This is a genomic window from Algoriphagus chordae, from assembly GCF_003254055.1.
Classification (GTDB): domain Bacteria; phylum Bacteroidota; class Bacteroidia; order Cytophagales; family Cyclobacteriaceae; genus Algoriphagus; species Algoriphagus chordae.
The window spans coordinates 198,496-212,949 of sequence record NZ_QKZT01000001.1 but is presented as its reverse complement, the minus strand read 5'-3'; the positions used below and the strand labels follow the sequence as shown (position 1 = coordinate 212,949).

Here is a 14,454-nt window from a genome sequence, read left to right as displayed (position 1 = left end):
GAGATTTAGAGAATGAAGAAATAGTTAAGGCACTTTAAGATGATTATTTATCTTTCGACATGAATTGGAATGAGATTGATTTTTTCCCAGTCATGGGTGAGAAGTTAACAGCAGAAAATACAAGCAAATTGGATTTTAGTCCGAGCAATCCAGATTTGGAGATTTTGGATCTGGCTGATACTGCTGCCTTTGATGAATATGTAACTCATCAATTAAAATCTTCAGGGAGTAAATATGGAGTAGGTGGCTACTTGGAACAAAGAGCTATTTATCGCAGAAGTGCCGTTTTTGCGACAGCTGAAGCCGATTTCAGGAATATTCACCTCGGAATAGATATCTGGACAGCCGCTGGAGCTCCGATTTTTGCACCCATGGATGGTAGAGTACACAACCTTCAAGACAATATTGGCTTTGGGAATTATGGAGCTACTATTATTTTGGAACATGAGCTTTTTGGGAAAACACTCTATTCTCTCTACGGGCATCTTTTTTTATCTGACCTTGCAGAATTAGAAATTGGCCAGGAAGTAAAAACTGGTGAATTAATCGCTCATGTAGGGCCTTTTCCGGAAAATGGTGATTGGCCACCACATTTGCATTTTCAGTTAATCTGGGATTTGATGGAAAATGTGGGTGATTTTCCGGGTGTTTGCTCGCAGCGAGAAGTGGAGAAATATCAGGCAATTTGTCCCGATCCCAATTTGATTTTGAGAAGCGAACTCCTTTAGGAATTGGCTACCGTGATTAATCGTAATCCTTCCAAGGTTAGGTTTCTGTCTATTTTATCGAAAACTTTTTCCAAGGGAGTCAAGATCTCTACCAATCCTCCCGTAGCGATGACAGTAAATTCCATTTCTGTTTCTTGCGCAATCGTTTCTAGCATACCTTTTACCAAACTCGTGTAGCCATATAAAACTCCTGCTTGAATCGCATGAGTGGTATTTTTCCCAAGAGCAGATTTGGGGAGTTTGAGCGCTACATCTGGGAGTTTGGAAGTGTTGGTGAATAGTGATTTAATGGCAGTTTTCAAGCCTGGGACGATATTTACTCCCATGATTTCACCATTAGCATCCACGACGGTGAAGGTAAGTGCTGTACCAAAATCTACCACAATTAAGGCTTTGGCATAATTTGAATATCCCGCCATCACATTACACATCAGATCCGTTCCGATCTCATTTGGACTTAGGCTTTTTATCGGCAGTTTGGGAAAACTAGTAGCTGAAATGAGATAAGGCTGGGTGCCAAAGTAATTTTCGCAAAAATGAAGAATCTGCTCATTGATCTCAGGAACAACTGAGCTAAAGCCAATGCTTTTTATATCTCCCGGATTAATCCCATGCTCCAAAAAATACATTGGGACTTTTTTGTGAAGTTGAGCGCTAAATTTGGACGAATGCGTTTCAATCCGAAAGTGATTCTTCCAGCTTTTATCGACCTCATCATACAGTGCAAAAACCACATTTGAATTTCCTGCATCGATTGCTAAAAACATTGTTTCTCGGATTTGATTAAATTAGCCTTTCCCAAAATTAAACGGATTTATAAACTTTCGACATGTATACACTAAGAGAAGGAAAAATCGAGGATCTACCTCGGGTAATGGAATTGATAAATGAGCTAGCTTTGTATGAGAAAGCGCCTGAGCAAGTGACGAATACGCTTGCAATGATGGAGGAAGATGGATTTGGAGAAAATCCTGTTTTTGGAACCTTCCTCTGTGTGAAGGAGGAAACATCTGAAATCGTCGGCCTTGCAATTTATTATTATCGCTACAGCACTTGGAAGGGCCGAAGAATCTATTTGGAAGATCTGATAGTGACTCAATCAGAGCGTGGAAATGGCGCTGGCAAATTGCTCTTTGATAGGATTATGCAAAAAGGCCTGGAAGAAAACTGCACAGGAATGATGTGGCAAGTACTGGACTGGAATGAGCCAGCAATCAATTTCTATAGAAAATATGGTGCAACGCTAGAAGCCGGCTGGCTGAATGCTCACCTCCAAGACTATGAAATCAAACAGATCCTAGATTAGAGGGATTTCAAAATATAGCAAATGCAATATTAAGATATTGCATTTGCGGTAAATATGTGTAACTTAGTGTGGGTTAATTGAATAGCTATGACACACACTTGGAAAATATCATTTGGCGAGACTGGAGCTGAGACCATACGCACCGGTCATGATTCTTATTATTTCTTCCAGGACACTATATCCATGGTAAGCGATCCAGCGGCTGTTTATGACGTTGCTGTTTCATTTCACGATACCGGAGAGATTTTTGACTTTCTGGATTTTACCCAGCAGGATGTTTCGGAGATGTTAGAAGTAGATCCGAGTACCTTATCTCGCTGGCGCAAAGAAGACAGAAAGCTTACCAAGATGCTTACGAAGAGTATTTTGGAGATGGATCAGGTGATTGCAAAGGGTATCAGGATATTCGGTACGGAGGACTTGCTTTCGCAATGGCTTCATACTGAGAATACATCTCTTGGTGATCAAAAGCCATCCCTACTGATGAAGAGTCCGTATGGTGTCGATCGTGTGGATGAGGCGATGGAGGCGATGTCTTGGGGCGCTATTTTGTAGGTGGTGACATATTTTCGATTGATTGAAAATATTGCAGGTAGAAGTTCACTTGGCTTTGGTCTAGGAGCAGGAAGATGGAATCAATACGGAACACCGATAATCTACGGATGCAGTATTTCTTCACTTAATTTCCTAGAGTTACTAAGTATCAAAGGAGCTGTAGTCACTGAAAGCAAGTGGAAGCTTGTCGTACTAGAGATTCAAACTCCAATTCCCGAATTAGATGCTTCACTGTTGCCGTCTGACTGGAAAAATAGACCTCATCCTCGATCAACTCAGGAGTTTGGTACAGCTTGGGCAAAGGGGATGATTTCTCCTGTTCTTAAAATCCCATCCTGCCGAATTCCTCTAAAAAGCTATCCAATCGAACATAATGTATTAATCAATCCTCTTCATCCTGATTTTCAAAAATCTGTAAAAGTTCTGGAGGAATGGGATGTGAGTTTTGAGGTGAATTCTTGAGGAATTAAAATTGGAAGATTCATTTTGTAATTATCCGCAATGAAGCCAGGTGCCTTAGATTCTTTGCTTATCTGGTCGGAAGACCGATGACCGAAGACCGAATGACCTCAATTATAAATTTGAACATATTCTTAATTGCTTTTCCCTCTTCACTGGTAGAAAAGTGGATATACATAATTCATTTTCTGAGAAACAAAAAAAGACCGGGGTTTCCGGTCTTTTTTGGTATTAGTCAATGGGTTAAAAACCCGAGTTAATTATGATTTGAGGCTGTAGTTAGGAGCTTCTCTAGTTACAGATACATCGTGTGGATGTGATTCTTTCACGCCAGCAGCAGTGATTTTCACGAATTTGCCATTGGTCTGAAGATCCTCGATGGTCTGAGTACCGCAGTAGCCCATTCCTGCTTGAAGACCTCCTACGAGTTGGTAAAGAACCTCAGAAACCAAGCCTTTGAAAGGAACTCGACCTACGATTCCTTCTGGAACCAATTTTTTGATATTGTCTTCTGCATCTTGGAAGTAACGATCTTTGGAACCAGATTCCATCGCTTCCAAAGAGCCCATGCCTCTGTAAGACTTGAATTTTCTTCCTTGGAAAATGATCATTTCCCCAGGGGCTTCTTCTGTTCCAGCAAGTAAAGATCCGATCATGATAGAACTTCCACCTGCAGCGATCGCTTTCACCAAGTCACCAGAATAGCGAATACCACCATCTGCGATGATAGGAACTCCGCGACCTTTCAATGCCTCAGCGCATTCAAACACAGCTGATAGTTGAGGAACACCTACACCAGCAATGATTCTAGTTGTACAGATAGACCCTGGTCCTACACCGACTTTGACAGCATCAGCTCCAGCGTCAGCCAGCGCGATAGCCGCTTCCGGTGTAGCTATATTCCCTACGATTACCTCTAAGTCTGGGAAAGCATCTTTGATTCTTCTACAAGTTTCAATTACTCCTTTGGAGTGACCATGAGCAGTGTCTATAGATACTACATCCACACCTGCATTCATCAATGCCTCAACTCTCTCCACAATATCTGCAGTCACACCTACAGCTGCACCAACGCGTAGTCTTCCAAATTCATCCTTACAAGCATTTGGCTTGTCTTTTCTCTTCAAAATATCCTTGTAAGTGATCAAGCCAGTTAGCTTATATTCATCATCTACAATCGGAAGTTTCTCGATTTTATATTCTTGAAGAATCTCTTCTGCTTGCTCCAGCGATACACCAGATTTGGCGGTAATGAGATTTTCGATTGTCATGATCTCGCGAATAGGACGATCCTGATCCTTGATGAAGCGCAGGTCACGATTGGTGATGATACCTGTAAGAACCTTATTTTCATCGACTACAGGAATGCCGCCAATATTAAATTCTCGCATGATGCTTTCGGCATCCTTCACCTTGGCATCTACATGTAAAGTGATAGGGTCTAGGATCATACCTGCCTGAGAACGCTTTACTTTGCGCACTTGCGCCGCCTGCTGCTCTATGGACATATTTTTGTGAACAAACCCAAGGCCGCCTTCAAGGGCTATGGCAATAGCCAATTCAGCCTCTGTTACCGTGTCCATAGCAGCGGAAACCAAAGGAATGTTTAGCCTGATTTTCTTGGTGAGTTGGGTAGAGGTATTCGTGTCACGTGGAAGGACTTCTGAATAACCTGGGACAAGAAGCACGTCGTCGTAGGTGAGTGCTTCGTAAAGGAACTTGTCGGAATTTCTATTCATGGCAAATATTGGTATGGAGGTAACCCTATTTGCGCGTCAAAGTTACAAACAAAATCCAATGCCAAACTAATCCAGTCCAAAATAAATTTGGAATAGTGCTCTATTTCTTGCTCAAACCAAACTTACGGTTAGAAGAAATAAATAATTCTCAGTTTGAAATTGAATTTTCCCTGTTGATTTTCATCTCTTAAGACATCATAGATATCAAACCTACTTCTTTTGGAGCCTTGCAATATAGAAGCCATCAAAGCCACTCTCTTGTGCTAGGACTTTCTGATCCTCGATCAATGTAAAGTCTTTACCTGCTTCGCTTGCTAAGAATTTGGCGATTTGATCCTGATTTTCAGAAGGCAAAATACTACAAGTAGCATAGACCATTTGTCCACCTGGCTTTACCATGGAGGGATAGCTTTGAAGGATTTCTTGTTGGGTCTGTATTACTTGAGCAATGGACTCCTCAGAAAGTTTCCACTTGGTGTCAGGATTTCTACGAAGCACTCCCAAACCAGAACAAGGAACGTCTAATAGTAATCTATCAGCCGTTTCTTTCATTCTTTTAATGGTCTTGGAACCTTCGATTACTTTTCTCTCAATGATAGAAACACCATCACGACGTGCTCTTAGCTTGGTTTGCTGAAGTTTCCATTCGTGCAAATCCATAGAAAGAACTTTACCCTTATTTTGCATTAAGGCAGCTATGTGAAGGGATTTTCCTCCAGCTCCTGCACAGGCATCAATCACTCGCATGCCAGGCTCTACAGCTAATGCCTGAGCCACCAATTGAGAAGAGGCATCCTGCACTTCAAACATCCCTTCTTTGAAAGCTGCATTACGGAACACATTAGTTCTTTCATCTAAGATCAAAGCATCTGGATAACCCTTAATAATGTGCGTATGAATATTGTCCTCAGCTAATCTGTTTTTCAGTTGCTCACGAGTGATTTTAAGCGTATTGACACGTAAAACTACCTGTGCTTCCTGATTCAAACTGTGGATTTCAGCTTCCCATTTGTCACCCAATTCTTTTTTCCCTAGATCAAAAAGCCAATCGGGAACAGATTCCAACTTAGCTGGATCATCCAATTTCTCGTACTTTTCTTTGATCTTGTCAGGATTGATTTTTGCAAATTCTTCCCATGGTGGGAGGCTATGACCCTGCATCAACCAATAGGTTCCAAAAAGATCGTATGGGTCCTTACTCGGGCTCAAAAAATTGATTAGACGCCACCAACGAACCATTTCATAAGTAGTTTCTGCAATGAAAGAGCGGTCACGCGCACCCCATTTTGGATTGGATTTCAGTGTTCTTTCGATCACTTTATCAGCGTACTGACCTTCTTCGAAAATGGCTGCAAGTGCGGTATGAACTCCGCGGATGGTGTTGTTGTGTAGTTTCATGCGAAATAAATTCTGCACAAAGGTAGTTTTTCTTTCTGAGTCTGTCAGAATGAGATTTAAAAGGCTTGAAAAACTGTGTATTCAGATTGTGAACTTGGTGACGAAATAGAAATTTTGGTTTTGATACCTTTGCAATTCAATCCTCCAAAAGCCATTTCGCTATGCCTACTTATCAAGACGTTTTTTCTTCCTGGGCTACTAAACTTTCGATCTACGAGAAGCAAGAGGCTGAATCAATCCTGAGCTGGCTTTTTGAACATCATCTAGGATGGAAGAGAACGGAGATTTTGAATGAAGCTGATGAAAGCTCCTTTCCTCCAAAGCTATTTGAAGACTTTGAGCGATTGAAAACTGGGGAGCCTATTCAGTATATCATGGGGAAAGGCCCTTTTTATGGCAGAGAGTTTTTCGTTAGCTCAGCTACTTTGATTCCAAGAAATGAAACTGAGGAATTGGTTCATTTAATCATCAAAGAGAATCCCAAAGCAGGATTGAAGATATTAGACATTGGCACTGGAACGGGTTGTATTCCTATTTCATTGGCATTGGAGATGAGAAATCTGGAAGTTTTTGCAGTAGATATTTCTGATGAAGCATTAGAAATAGCCGCTCAAAACGCAGAAGCACTAGGTACTAAAGTTACTTTTTCCAACTGTGATATTCTGACTGAGACTCCAGAAGTCTCAGAGTTGGATATTTTGGTAAGTAATCCCCCTTACATTCCTGAGCTGGAAAAATCTGAAATGCACAGAAATGTGCTGGATTTTGAGCCTGAATTGGCCTTGTTCGTCAGCAATGCTGATCCGCTGATTTTTTACCGAGTAATAGCTGAAAAGGGAAAACAGTTACTGAAGTCAGGTGGTAAATTGTATTTTGAAATAAATGAAAAGTATGGGAAAGAAGTTGCAGACTTGATGCAGAACTTGGGATATTCCGAAGTTCAGGTTTTGAAGGATCTGAATGGAAAGGAGAGAATTGCAATTGGTAGACGCTAGATTTGAGTATAAAGACACTAGACTTAAGTATTAAGTTATTAGATTGTAATAATGATAGAAAAAATTCAACAAACTGAAATGCATCAAAATCATTTTGCTTCATATCTGAAAAGGATAATGCTCATCCTTTTCTTACTAAGTCTTCCGACTATTGGATGGACTTGCACCTGCATGTCCCTAACTAAAAAAGATGTAAAAAAAATCACAAAGAATGCTGACTATGTTTTATTGGGCACTGCTGTTGAAAATGTTCATCATAATGACTCTATAAAAGCTACTTTGGATAGCGAAAAGTTTGGAATAGATTTAAAATTCAAAGTAGAAAAGATTTATAAGGGAAACTTAAAAACTGAATTCGTTTTTATCAATCAGTTTGAAACTGGCAACTGCATTCAAGCCTTCAGGTTTGGAGAAAAGTATATCATAGTTGGTACTCGAATAGAAAAATTTGAAAACCTCCGCCCTTTCAGTGAAGCAGTTTATAAAGAAGATAAAATTTTTGAGACCGTTGCTTCTCCACCCCCGCCACCAATTGGAGGGTTGACAATAAGGAAGATGAAATGTTACAATATTGAAATGGAACTTGTAGAACATTGGAATAAAATTGCGGAAAATGAAATCGTAGTATATACCAACCAATGCTCTTCATTCTATGCAGAAAGTACTTACGGAAAATACTTTAGCAAATGATTAAGATAATCCAAAATGAAGCGATGTATCAAAACTATCTAGCGAGAATAGATGAGATATTTGATGCTGAGCAAGGAACACAGGAAGGTGATGAGTTAGAATTATTAGTAACTCTAGTCAAACTCTATGAACAAGAAAATTTTCAGTTACCAACTCTTGACCCGATAGAAGCAATAAAAATTCGATTGGAGGATTTGGGATTGAAGAACAAAGACCTGGAACCCATAATGGGTGATCAAGGTAACATTTCAAAAATTCTCAAGGGGAAAAGAAGCCTGACTGTTGATATGATTCGTGGATTAAGTGAAAAACTTTGTTTGCCTGTTGAGGTTTTAATAGGTAAATCAGACAAAGAAATAGCATAATCATATGAGCCAGAAAAAATGTCCCCATTGCGGAGAATGGTCGATTTGGACAAATAATTACGAGGATCGTTGTGAGCATTGCGGAGAGTTTCTATCTCCCGTAGAGCTTGAGCGGAAGGAAAAATTCATTCAGGAGCAAGATCGCCAAGAAAAGGGATGGATGTTTTACATCAACCCCGAAGATTCTGGGTTTAAAAAATTCTTTAAGAAATCCGGTAACCTGTTTTACACCGTCTTTATGGCTATCATGACTTTTATTATGTGGTTTATAGCCGCTTTGCCGGGATGATGGGTATGTTCAAAAATCCAATTTTCATTTTTGCCTCCATCGCTTTTTGGGTAAATCAATACCTGGAAAAATCGCTAGGTATATTCCTGCCTGTTTACCATTCCTATGGGGATGATCTGATGGCGATGCCTGTGGTCTTTGGGATTTGCCTTCAGTTAATGAGATGCTGGCATCCAGCAGGCGGGGAACTCACTTTCAGCACAAAGCAGGTGATGATCGGCTTGGTGTATTTCTCTCTGGTATTTGAAGTTTTATTGCCATTTAAATCAACGACTTACACTGCAGACCCATTGGATGTGGTTTGTTATGTTATTGGAACCTTAGTGTTTCTAAAGTTTATGAATAAACCTGCTCCCCAATCCAAAAAATCCCAGGTGCTTTAATCTCTGTAATACCCTCGGGCACTTCCAGCATCGTGGCATAGGTAATTGGCAGGATCAACTCTCCATTTTCATTTTGAATCTGCACCGGCATTCCTTCTTTTCCATGGATATGGATATTGCTTTCTGCAAACCATTTTTTGAATTCACCCGATTTCACAGGGTAATATTTCCAATCACCATCTAAAATTGTAAGATTCAGTAGCTCAAGTTTGTCCTGCAGCTCAAGTGCTTTCAGATGTGAAATGCCTACCAAATGCACTGCTTTGTGCTCAGTGGAGACCAAATAATCAAGTCCAGTTTGCAGATATTTTTCATCTAAGGTGTTGAGGAATTTCACTGGATATTGCTCTTCCAGTAAATGTTGATTTTCTGCTTGAAAAGCCTCTGAAGCTAGAATTACATCTATTTTAATTCCCCAACTCATAACTTGATCTAGCACTTTTTCACTCACAAGTACCGTCGGAACCCATTCTAGAAGAGGTGAAACCTGATCAAATCGGATTTGATCGAGTTCCAAAATCATCACAGCTGGCTCCTGTTTATCTTTGACGAAATGGTGAGAAGACATTAAGATTGGATTTTGCGGTAGAACTCCAGTGAATTTCTATAAGCTAGACCTTCTAAATCGGCTGCGCTTAATTTGTCTTCCATGCTTTCGATTAATGAAGGATATTTTCCGGCATTCTCCACTAGTGGGAAATAGAATGGGAAGCGTGCTGGATCACCAAAATCCTTGGTATAAAAATAATCAGCTCCAAAGCAGATGGACTTTTCTCCTCCAAGTTCAAAACCACGAAGAATATGTTCAAATAGCCGCTCCGGAACTTCAGGATCCAAGAAAGCTCTCAAAAAATTCACTCCAATGATTCCTCCACGATGGATGATTTCCTTGGCAAACTCATCGGTCAAATTTCGCGGATGATTCCAGATTTCTCTGAAATTGGAATGACTTGCGATCACTGGAATATCTAAGGTATTGCTATCGATATGATTCAAAATTCCCTCAGCAAGCAAATCAGAAGTATGTGATAGATCAATTGGAATACTTTTGCCAGCCATGTAGTCGAGCAGCTTTTTCCCATCGTCCTTCAAACCGATGCCTTTGGTATAATTTCCGCCCCCAAAGCGATTTTCGGTATGATGCGTCAAGCTGATGTAAGCGAGAGATTTTACTTTTTGCAAAATAGCATCAAACTGGCTATAGATCTCATTCCAACTTGCCGATTCATTACCAAAACCAGCAGCATTTTCCACGGAAGCTTTGATCCCGACACAGTTTTGCTTGTCCCAATTTTGTAAGAATTCAGCATCCGCATAGGCAAGATCATTCTCATTTTTTTCCAATAATTCAGAGAAAATATGAGCCTGTCTAGTTGCCAAACTCATGCTTTCTGGCTTTACATCGGTATATATCGCCAAAATCTGCATTCGCACCTTTCCAGCTTGTAACCAAGGAATAGCACAGGCAATTTCACCTTTTGCATACGGGTTCGCTCCCGGGATTCTTGCCAAATAGGACAACAAATCACAGTGCATGTCAATTATTGGGTAGCTCATCATTTTTTGGGGTTAAGACAAAGTAAGCCAAAAAAGCCTATGTTTTTTAATACTTTTAGGGAGTAATACAATTAAGTAATCTTCGGATCGATTTTCAATTTTATCAGAATATTAAGCGATATGGCCTTAGCTCAACCTTTCAACTTCAAAAAATGGATAGATGAAAACAGACATCTATTGAAACCACCTATCGGGAATCAGCAGGTTTATAAAGGGAATGATGACTTCATTGTGATGGTTGTAGGCGGGCCAAATTCCCGAAAAGACTATCATTCCAACGAGGGAGAAGAGTTTTTCTACCAGCTAGAAGGCGATATCGTGCTGAAAGTAATTGAAGACGGAAAGCCAAAAGACATTCATATCCGTGAAGGGGAAATTTTTCTACTTCCAGCCAAAGTACCTCACTCTCCTCGTCGTCCAGCTAATACTATTGGCTTGGTGATCGAACGCTACAGAAGAGCTGGCGAGGAAGATGGATTTATCTGGCACTGTGAAAATTGCGGAGAAAAGCTCTACGAGGAATTCTTCGAGGTTACTGACATCGTCACACAGCTACCGCCAGTACAGGAGAGATTCTGGGGAAATCCAGAGAATCATACTTGTAAGAATTGCGGAACGGTAATGGAGAAATAGCGTTTTGTTTAAGGCAATGGCAGGATGCCGGGTGACCGATGTCCGATGCGCCTTGAATGTATAGGATGCTTTTGCTTTAAAGCGTAGATAATGAGTCTTACTTAATAGCTGAGATTATACGGTTTTCGCCAGGTACCAAAATCACCAGCATAATATTTGAATTTCACCATTTAAGCCACATATTATACTACGACGAGCTCCGAAGGAGCAAAACTATTCATAACCCTGTACAAAGTGCAGGGTTATAGAATCGATCTCATTCTGAGCCCTGAATGGGCGAAACTATAAAGTAGCACCCCTACGGGGCTTCTTAACCAAGTTTTTCCTTTTCCCCCGGCTATGCCGAGGGTCATTAATCGTATCAATCCTTCGGATCTTAATCGCCATATCCTATTTGATCACTTTCATTGTTTCGCGAACTTATAAAGAATTTATATACCCAAACATTTCAAAAATGAACTACCAATATTCAGCTGAATTCGCTCAGGAGATGGATGAGCAAGATACTCTTTCACATTTTCGGGATAGGTTTCTTTTTCCTAAGGTAGATGGAAAAGATGCGATTTACCTTTGCGGAAATTCTCTGGGTTTACAGCCCAAATCGGCTAAAGATTACATCGCAAAGGAATTGAAAAACTGGGCTGAAATGGCTGTAGATGGGCATTTTCATGGGGAAGATGCCTGGTTTTTTGCGAAGCAGAAATCAAAGCCAGCCCTAGCCGAAATCGTCGGTGCTCATGAACACGAGGTAGTGGCGATGAATAATCTATCGGTTAATCTTCATTTGTTGATGGTTTCGTTTTACAAGCCTACCAAGGAGCGTTACAAAATCATCGTAGAAGCAGGTGCTTTTCCATCAGATCAATATATGTTGGAAACTCAGGTGAAGTTCCATGGCTTAGATCCGGAGGAAGCCATCGTGGAACTTACGCCAAGAGAAGGCGAGCATACGCTTCGTACGGAAGATATTTTGGCAGAAATAAGAAATCAGGGTGATTCCCTGGCTATGGTGAATATGGCTGGTTTGCAATACTATACGGGCCAAGTTTTTGATATGAAAGCCATTACGGCAGCCGCCCATGAAGTAGGAGCTTATGCAGGATTTGATTTGGCTCATGCAGCGGGAAATGCTCCATTAAGTTTGCATGATTGGGATGTGGATTTTGCTACTTGGTGTAGCTATAAATACATGAATTCAGGCCCTGGAAATGTTTCAGGCGTATTTATCCATGAGCGATTTGCGGAGCGACCTGACTTAAATCGCTTTGCAGGATGGTGGGGACATGATCAGGAGCAGCGCTTCAAGATGGAAAAGGGCTTTGTGCCTATGCATGGTGCAGATGGCTGGCAGCTTTCCAATTCCGATATCATTGGATTGGCCGTTCATCAGGCTTCGTTGGATATTTTCCAAGAAGCTGGAATGGCGAATATGAGAAAGAAATCTGAGCAGTTGACAGCATATTTGGCCTATTTAATTGAGGAAATCAGCGGAAAATCAGGGGTTTTGGAAATTATTACTCCTAAAAATCCTGCGGAAAGAGGCTGTCAGTTATCTTTGCACATTCATCGCGGAGGCAAGGCTGTATTCGATGAATGGTATAAACAGGGAGTCGTGGGCGACTGGCGCAATCCAAATGTGATTCGTCTGGCACCTACACCGCTCTATAACAGCTTCCTAGACCTGTTCCGATTTGCACAGATTTTGGAACAATCTCTGAAGAAATTCGCTTAAAGGAAGCGTGGATAAAACAATCCAAATGGAAAAGAATCAAGTTACCGTATTAGGAGCCGGATTAATTGGATCCCTAATGGCTATATACCTAAAGCAACAGGGCTTAGAGGTCGAAGTATATGACAAGAGACCTGACAAGCGAAAATCCACTTTCGAAGAAGGCAAAAGATCCATCAATATGGCAGTGAGTCATAGAGGCTGGAAAGCATTGGAGGAAGTCGGATTAAAAGATAAAGTGATGCCTTTGGCTATTCCGATGTATGGCCGCAAGGTTCATGATGAGCATGGAGGCACTACTTTTATTTCCTACGGTAAAGAGAATGAGGCGATTTATTCCCTTTCGAGAGGAAAATTCAACCAACTGCTGGTAGAAGAAGGAGAGCGTCTAGGTGTTCATTTTAATTTTGAATACAAGTGTACCGACGTGGATTTCCGTACTCAGGAAATTGACTTCCAGACTCCAGAAGGAGAAAAGAAAGTGCTTGCACCGGTATTATTTGGATCAGATGGAGCTTATTCCTCGCTTAGATTGGCGATGCAAAAGCAGATCAGATTCAATTACAAGCAAGAATATATCACGCACGAATATAAGGAGCTCACGATCCCTGCAACTGCAGAAGGAGAGTTTGCGATGGACCCAAATGCACTGCATATTTGGCCAAGAGGCAAGTTTATGCTGATCGCACTTCCCAATCCTGATAAGACTTTTACTTGCACGCTATTTTTGCCGCACAGCAAATCCAAAATATGCTTTGACAAAATCAATGATGAGAATGATCTTGAGATCCTTTTCTCCAATTATTTTGACGATGCGTATCAGTTGATGCCAAATCTTAAGACTGAGTTTTTTACCAATCCTACTTCAGCTCTGATCAATGTGGAATGTTTCCCATGGGTTCAAGGCACGAGTTTGCTGATGGGAGATGCTAGTCATGCGATGGTTCCGTTCTATGGACAGGGTATGAATTGTGGCTTTGAAGATTGCTCGATTTTGAATGGCTTGATTGATAAGTTCGGGACGAATTCATGGGATTTGGTATTCGAAAAATTCCAAAAAACTCGCAAAATAGATACAGATGCAATCTGCCAATTGGCGATGGAGAATTTTGAAGAAATGAGAGATTCTGTGGCAGATCCTAAGTTTGTGCTTCGCAAAAAGATTGAAGCCAAGCTGTACGAATTGTATCCGAATGATTGGATTCCGCTCTATTCTATGGTGACTTTCACAGATATGAGGTATTCGGAAGCTTATACTCAAGGGAAGCTTCAGGAGGCCATAATGGATCGCGTAATGGCTGATCCACTGATCACGGAGAACTGGAATAAGCTCGACTACGAGGATATTATCTATAAAATGGAAACAGCAAAAGCGGTGTAGTACTTTTTACCGCAAAGAGCGCCAGGATTTCGCAGAGAAAACACAGAGTAACGTCATTGCAAGTATTCAAAATCCAAGAATATATAAAACGGAGATGACTGTGTCGGGCTGAGCGAAGTCGAAGCCTACTTTAAAGCAAGTAAAATTATTGTCCTCGACTTCGCTCTGACTGGCACTAATTCCTATAAAAACACAATGCTTCATTGGTAGACACAGCCTGCCCAGATGTGTCGGGGAAGCAATCTAA

The 14,454-nt window shown here is 40.9% G+C and carries 17 protein-coding genes; 12 read left to right on the top strand and 5 right to left on the bottom strand.

Annotation, left to right across the window (positions count from 1 at the left end):
• Positions 1 to 59: 59 nt before the first annotated feature.
• Positions 60 to 728, top strand: a complete 669-nt coding sequence (locus LV85_RS00960; RefSeq protein ID WP_111316303.1) for a peptidoglycan DD-metalloendopeptidase family protein — start codon at positions 60 to 62, stop codon at positions 726 to 728.
• Here LV85_RS00960 and LV85_RS00955 read toward each other — a convergent pair.
• Positions 725 to 1,495, bottom strand: coding sequence for a type III pantothenate kinase (locus tag LV85_RS00955; RefSeq protein ID WP_111316302.1), 771 nt, complete (start codon positions 1,493 to 1,495; stop codon positions 725 to 727). The genes LV85_RS00960 and LV85_RS00955 overlap by 4 nt on opposite strands.
• A 62-nt stretch (positions 1,496 to 1,557) precedes the next feature.
• On the opposite strand from LV85_RS00955, the gene LV85_RS00950 reads away from it, so the two are divergent.
• From LV85_RS00950 to LV85_RS00940, 3 genes are all read left to right on the top strand, one after another.
• Positions 1,558 to 2,034, top strand: coding sequence for a GNAT family N-acetyltransferase (locus LV85_RS00950; RefSeq protein ID WP_111316301.1), 477 nt, complete (start codon positions 1,558 to 1,560; stop codon positions 2,032 to 2,034).
• Between the two features lie 87 nt (positions 2,035 to 2,121).
• The gene (locus LV85_RS00945; RefSeq protein ID WP_111316300.1) at positions 2,122 to 2,589 is read left to right on the top strand and encodes an MbcA/ParS/Xre antitoxin family protein; all 468 of its coding nucleotides are present in this window, start codon (positions 2,122 to 2,124) and stop codon (positions 2,587 to 2,589) included.
• A 3-nt stretch (positions 2,590 to 2,592) separates the two neighbouring features.
• The gene (locus LV85_RS00940) at positions 2,593 to 3,051 is read left to right on the top strand and encodes an RES family NAD+ phosphorylase (protein ID WP_111316508.1); all 459 of its coding nucleotides are present in this window, start codon (positions 2,593 to 2,595) and stop codon (positions 3,049 to 3,051) included.
• Positions 3,052 to 3,308: 257 nt separating this feature from the next.
• On the opposite strand, the gene guaB is transcribed toward LV85_RS00940, so the two are convergent.
• Complete coding sequence (gene guaB, locus LV85_RS00935) at positions 3,309 to 4,787, bottom strand: IMP dehydrogenase (protein WP_111316299.1); 1,479 nt, start codon at positions 4,785 to 4,787, stop codon at positions 3,309 to 3,311.
• 210 nt (positions 4,788 to 4,997) lie between these two features.
• Positions 4,998 to 6,185 carry a methyltransferase domain-containing protein gene (locus LV85_RS00930; protein ID WP_111316298.1) on the bottom strand — a complete coding sequence of 396 codons (1,188 nt, stop codon included), beginning with the start codon at positions 6,183 to 6,185 and terminating at the stop codon, positions 4,998 to 5,000.
• 161 nt (positions 6,186 to 6,346) lie between these two features.
• On the opposite strand from LV85_RS00930, the gene prmC reads away from it, so the two are divergent.
• The 5 genes from prmC to LV85_RS00905 all read left to right on the top strand — a co-directional run bounded on the left by prmC (position 6,347) and on the right by LV85_RS00905 (position 8,907).
• On the top strand, positions 6,347 to 7,180 hold the full coding sequence (gene prmC / locus LV85_RS00925) for a peptide chain release factor N(5)-glutamine methyltransferase (protein WP_111316297.1): 834 nt from the start codon (positions 6,347 to 6,349) through the stop codon (positions 7,178 to 7,180).
• Between the two features lie 171 nt (positions 7,181 to 7,351).
• The gene (locus tag LV85_RS00920; protein ID WP_146260405.1) at positions 7,352 to 7,870 is read left to right on the top strand and encodes a hypothetical protein; all 519 of its coding nucleotides are present in this window, start codon (positions 7,352 to 7,354) and stop codon (positions 7,868 to 7,870) included.
• Positions 7,867 to 8,235, top strand: a complete 369-nt coding sequence (locus tag LV85_RS00915) for a helix-turn-helix domain-containing protein (protein WP_111316295.1) — start codon at positions 7,867 to 7,869, stop codon at positions 8,233 to 8,235. The genes LV85_RS00920 and LV85_RS00915 overlap by 4 nt, the downstream gene beginning before the upstream one ends.
• 4 nt (positions 8,236 to 8,239) lie before the next feature.
• On the top strand, positions 8,240 to 8,524 hold the full coding sequence (locus LV85_RS00910) for a class I tRNA ligase family protein (protein ID WP_111316294.1): 285 nt from the start codon (positions 8,240 to 8,242) through the stop codon (positions 8,522 to 8,524).
• Positions 8,497 to 8,907, top strand: a complete 411-nt coding sequence (locus LV85_RS00905; protein ID WP_245942092.1) for a magnesium citrate secondary transporter — start codon at positions 8,497 to 8,499, stop codon at positions 8,905 to 8,907. The genes LV85_RS00910 and LV85_RS00905 overlap by 28 nt, the downstream gene beginning before the upstream one ends.
• On the opposite strand, the gene LV85_RS00900 is transcribed toward LV85_RS00905, so the two are convergent.
• Together LV85_RS00900 and LV85_RS00895 are read right to left on the bottom strand one after the other, a co-directional pair.
• Positions 8,861 to 9,475, bottom strand: a complete 615-nt coding sequence (locus LV85_RS00900; protein ID WP_111316292.1) for a thiamine pyrophosphokinase — start codon at positions 9,473 to 9,475, stop codon at positions 8,861 to 8,863. The two genes, LV85_RS00905 and LV85_RS00900, sit on opposite strands and share 47 nt — an antisense overlap.
• On the bottom strand, positions 9,475 to 10,467 hold the full coding sequence (locus tag LV85_RS00895) for a dipeptidase (RefSeq protein ID WP_317046423.1): 993 nt from the start codon (positions 10,465 to 10,467) through the stop codon (positions 9,475 to 9,477). Before LV85_RS00895 ends, LV85_RS00900 begins: the two co-directional genes overlap by 1 nt.
• Positions 10,468 to 10,584: 117 nt before the next feature.
• Here LV85_RS00895 and LV85_RS00890 point away from each other — a divergent pair, with 117 nt between their 5' ends.
• From LV85_RS00890 to LV85_RS00880, 3 genes are all read left to right on the top strand, one after another.
• Positions 10,585 to 11,097: a 3-hydroxyanthranilate 3,4-dioxygenase gene (locus tag LV85_RS00890; RefSeq protein ID WP_111316291.1), complete on the top strand. Its 513-nt coding sequence runs from the start codon at positions 10,585 to 10,587 to the stop codon at positions 11,095 to 11,097.
• Between the two features lie 454 nt (positions 11,098 to 11,551).
• A complete protein-coding gene (gene kynU, locus LV85_RS00885; RefSeq protein WP_211318355.1) occupies positions 11,552 to 12,829 on the top strand; it encodes a kynureninase in 1,278 nt (425 codons plus the stop codon).
• Positions 12,830 to 12,854: 25 nt separating this feature from the next.
• On the top strand, positions 12,855 to 14,207 hold the full coding sequence (locus tag LV85_RS00880; RefSeq protein WP_111316505.1) for an FAD-dependent oxidoreductase: 1,353 nt from the start codon (positions 12,855 to 12,857) through the stop codon (positions 14,205 to 14,207).
• The last annotated feature ends 247 nt before the right edge of the window (positions 14,208 to 14,454 follow it).

Bases quoted from the DNA above. Each gene is read 5' to 3' on its own strand.
- LV85_RS00960 (WP_111316303.1), top strand. From the start codon at position 60: ATGAATTGGAATGAGATTGATTTTTTCCCAGTCATGGGTGAGAAGTTA.
- LV85_RS00955 (WP_111316302.1), bottom strand. From the start codon at position 1,495: ATGTTTTTAGCAATCGATGCAGGAAATTCAAATGTGGTTTTTGCACTG.
- LV85_RS00950 (WP_111316301.1), top strand. From the start codon at position 1,558: ATGTATACACTAAGAGAAGGAAAAATCGAGGATCTACCTCGGGTAATG.
- LV85_RS00945 (WP_111316300.1), top strand. From the start codon at position 2,122: ATGACACACACTTGGAAAATATCATTTGGCGAGACTGGAGCTGAGACC.
- guaB (WP_111316299.1), bottom strand. From the start codon at position 4,787: ATGAATAGAAATTCCGACAAGTTCCTTTACGAAGCACTCACCTACGAC.
- LV85_RS00930 (WP_111316298.1), bottom strand. From the start codon at position 6,185: ATGAAACTACACAACAACACCATCCGCGGAGTTCATACCGCACTTGCA.
- prmC (WP_111316297.1), top strand. From the start codon at position 6,347: ATGCCTACTTATCAAGACGTTTTTTCTTCCTGGGCTACTAAACTTTCG.
- LV85_RS00920 (WP_146260405.1), top strand. From the start codon at position 7,352: ATGTCCCTAACTAAAAAAGATGTAAAAAAAATCACAAAGAATGCTGAC.
- LV85_RS00915 (WP_111316295.1), top strand. From the start codon at position 7,867: ATGATTAAGATAATCCAAAATGAAGCGATGTATCAAAACTATCTAGCG.
- LV85_RS00910 (WP_111316294.1), top strand. From the start codon at position 8,240: ATGAGCCAGAAAAAATGTCCCCATTGCGGAGAATGGTCGATTTGGACA.
- LV85_RS00900 (WP_111316292.1), bottom strand. From the start codon at position 9,475: ATGTCTTCTCACCATTTCGTCAAAGATAAACAGGAGCCAGCTGTGATG.
- LV85_RS00895 (WP_317046423.1), bottom strand. From the start codon at position 10,467: ATGATGAGCTACCCAATAATTGACATGCACTGTGATTTGTTGTCCTAT.
- LV85_RS00890 (WP_111316291.1), top strand. From the start codon at position 10,585: ATGGCCTTAGCTCAACCTTTCAACTTCAAAAAATGGATAGATGAAAAC.
- kynU (WP_211318355.1), top strand. From the start codon at position 11,552: ATGAACTACCAATATTCAGCTGAATTCGCTCAGGAGATGGATGAGCAA.
- LV85_RS00880 (WP_111316505.1), top strand. From the start codon at position 12,855: ATGGAAAAGAATCAAGTTACCGTATTAGGAGCCGGATTAATTGGATCC.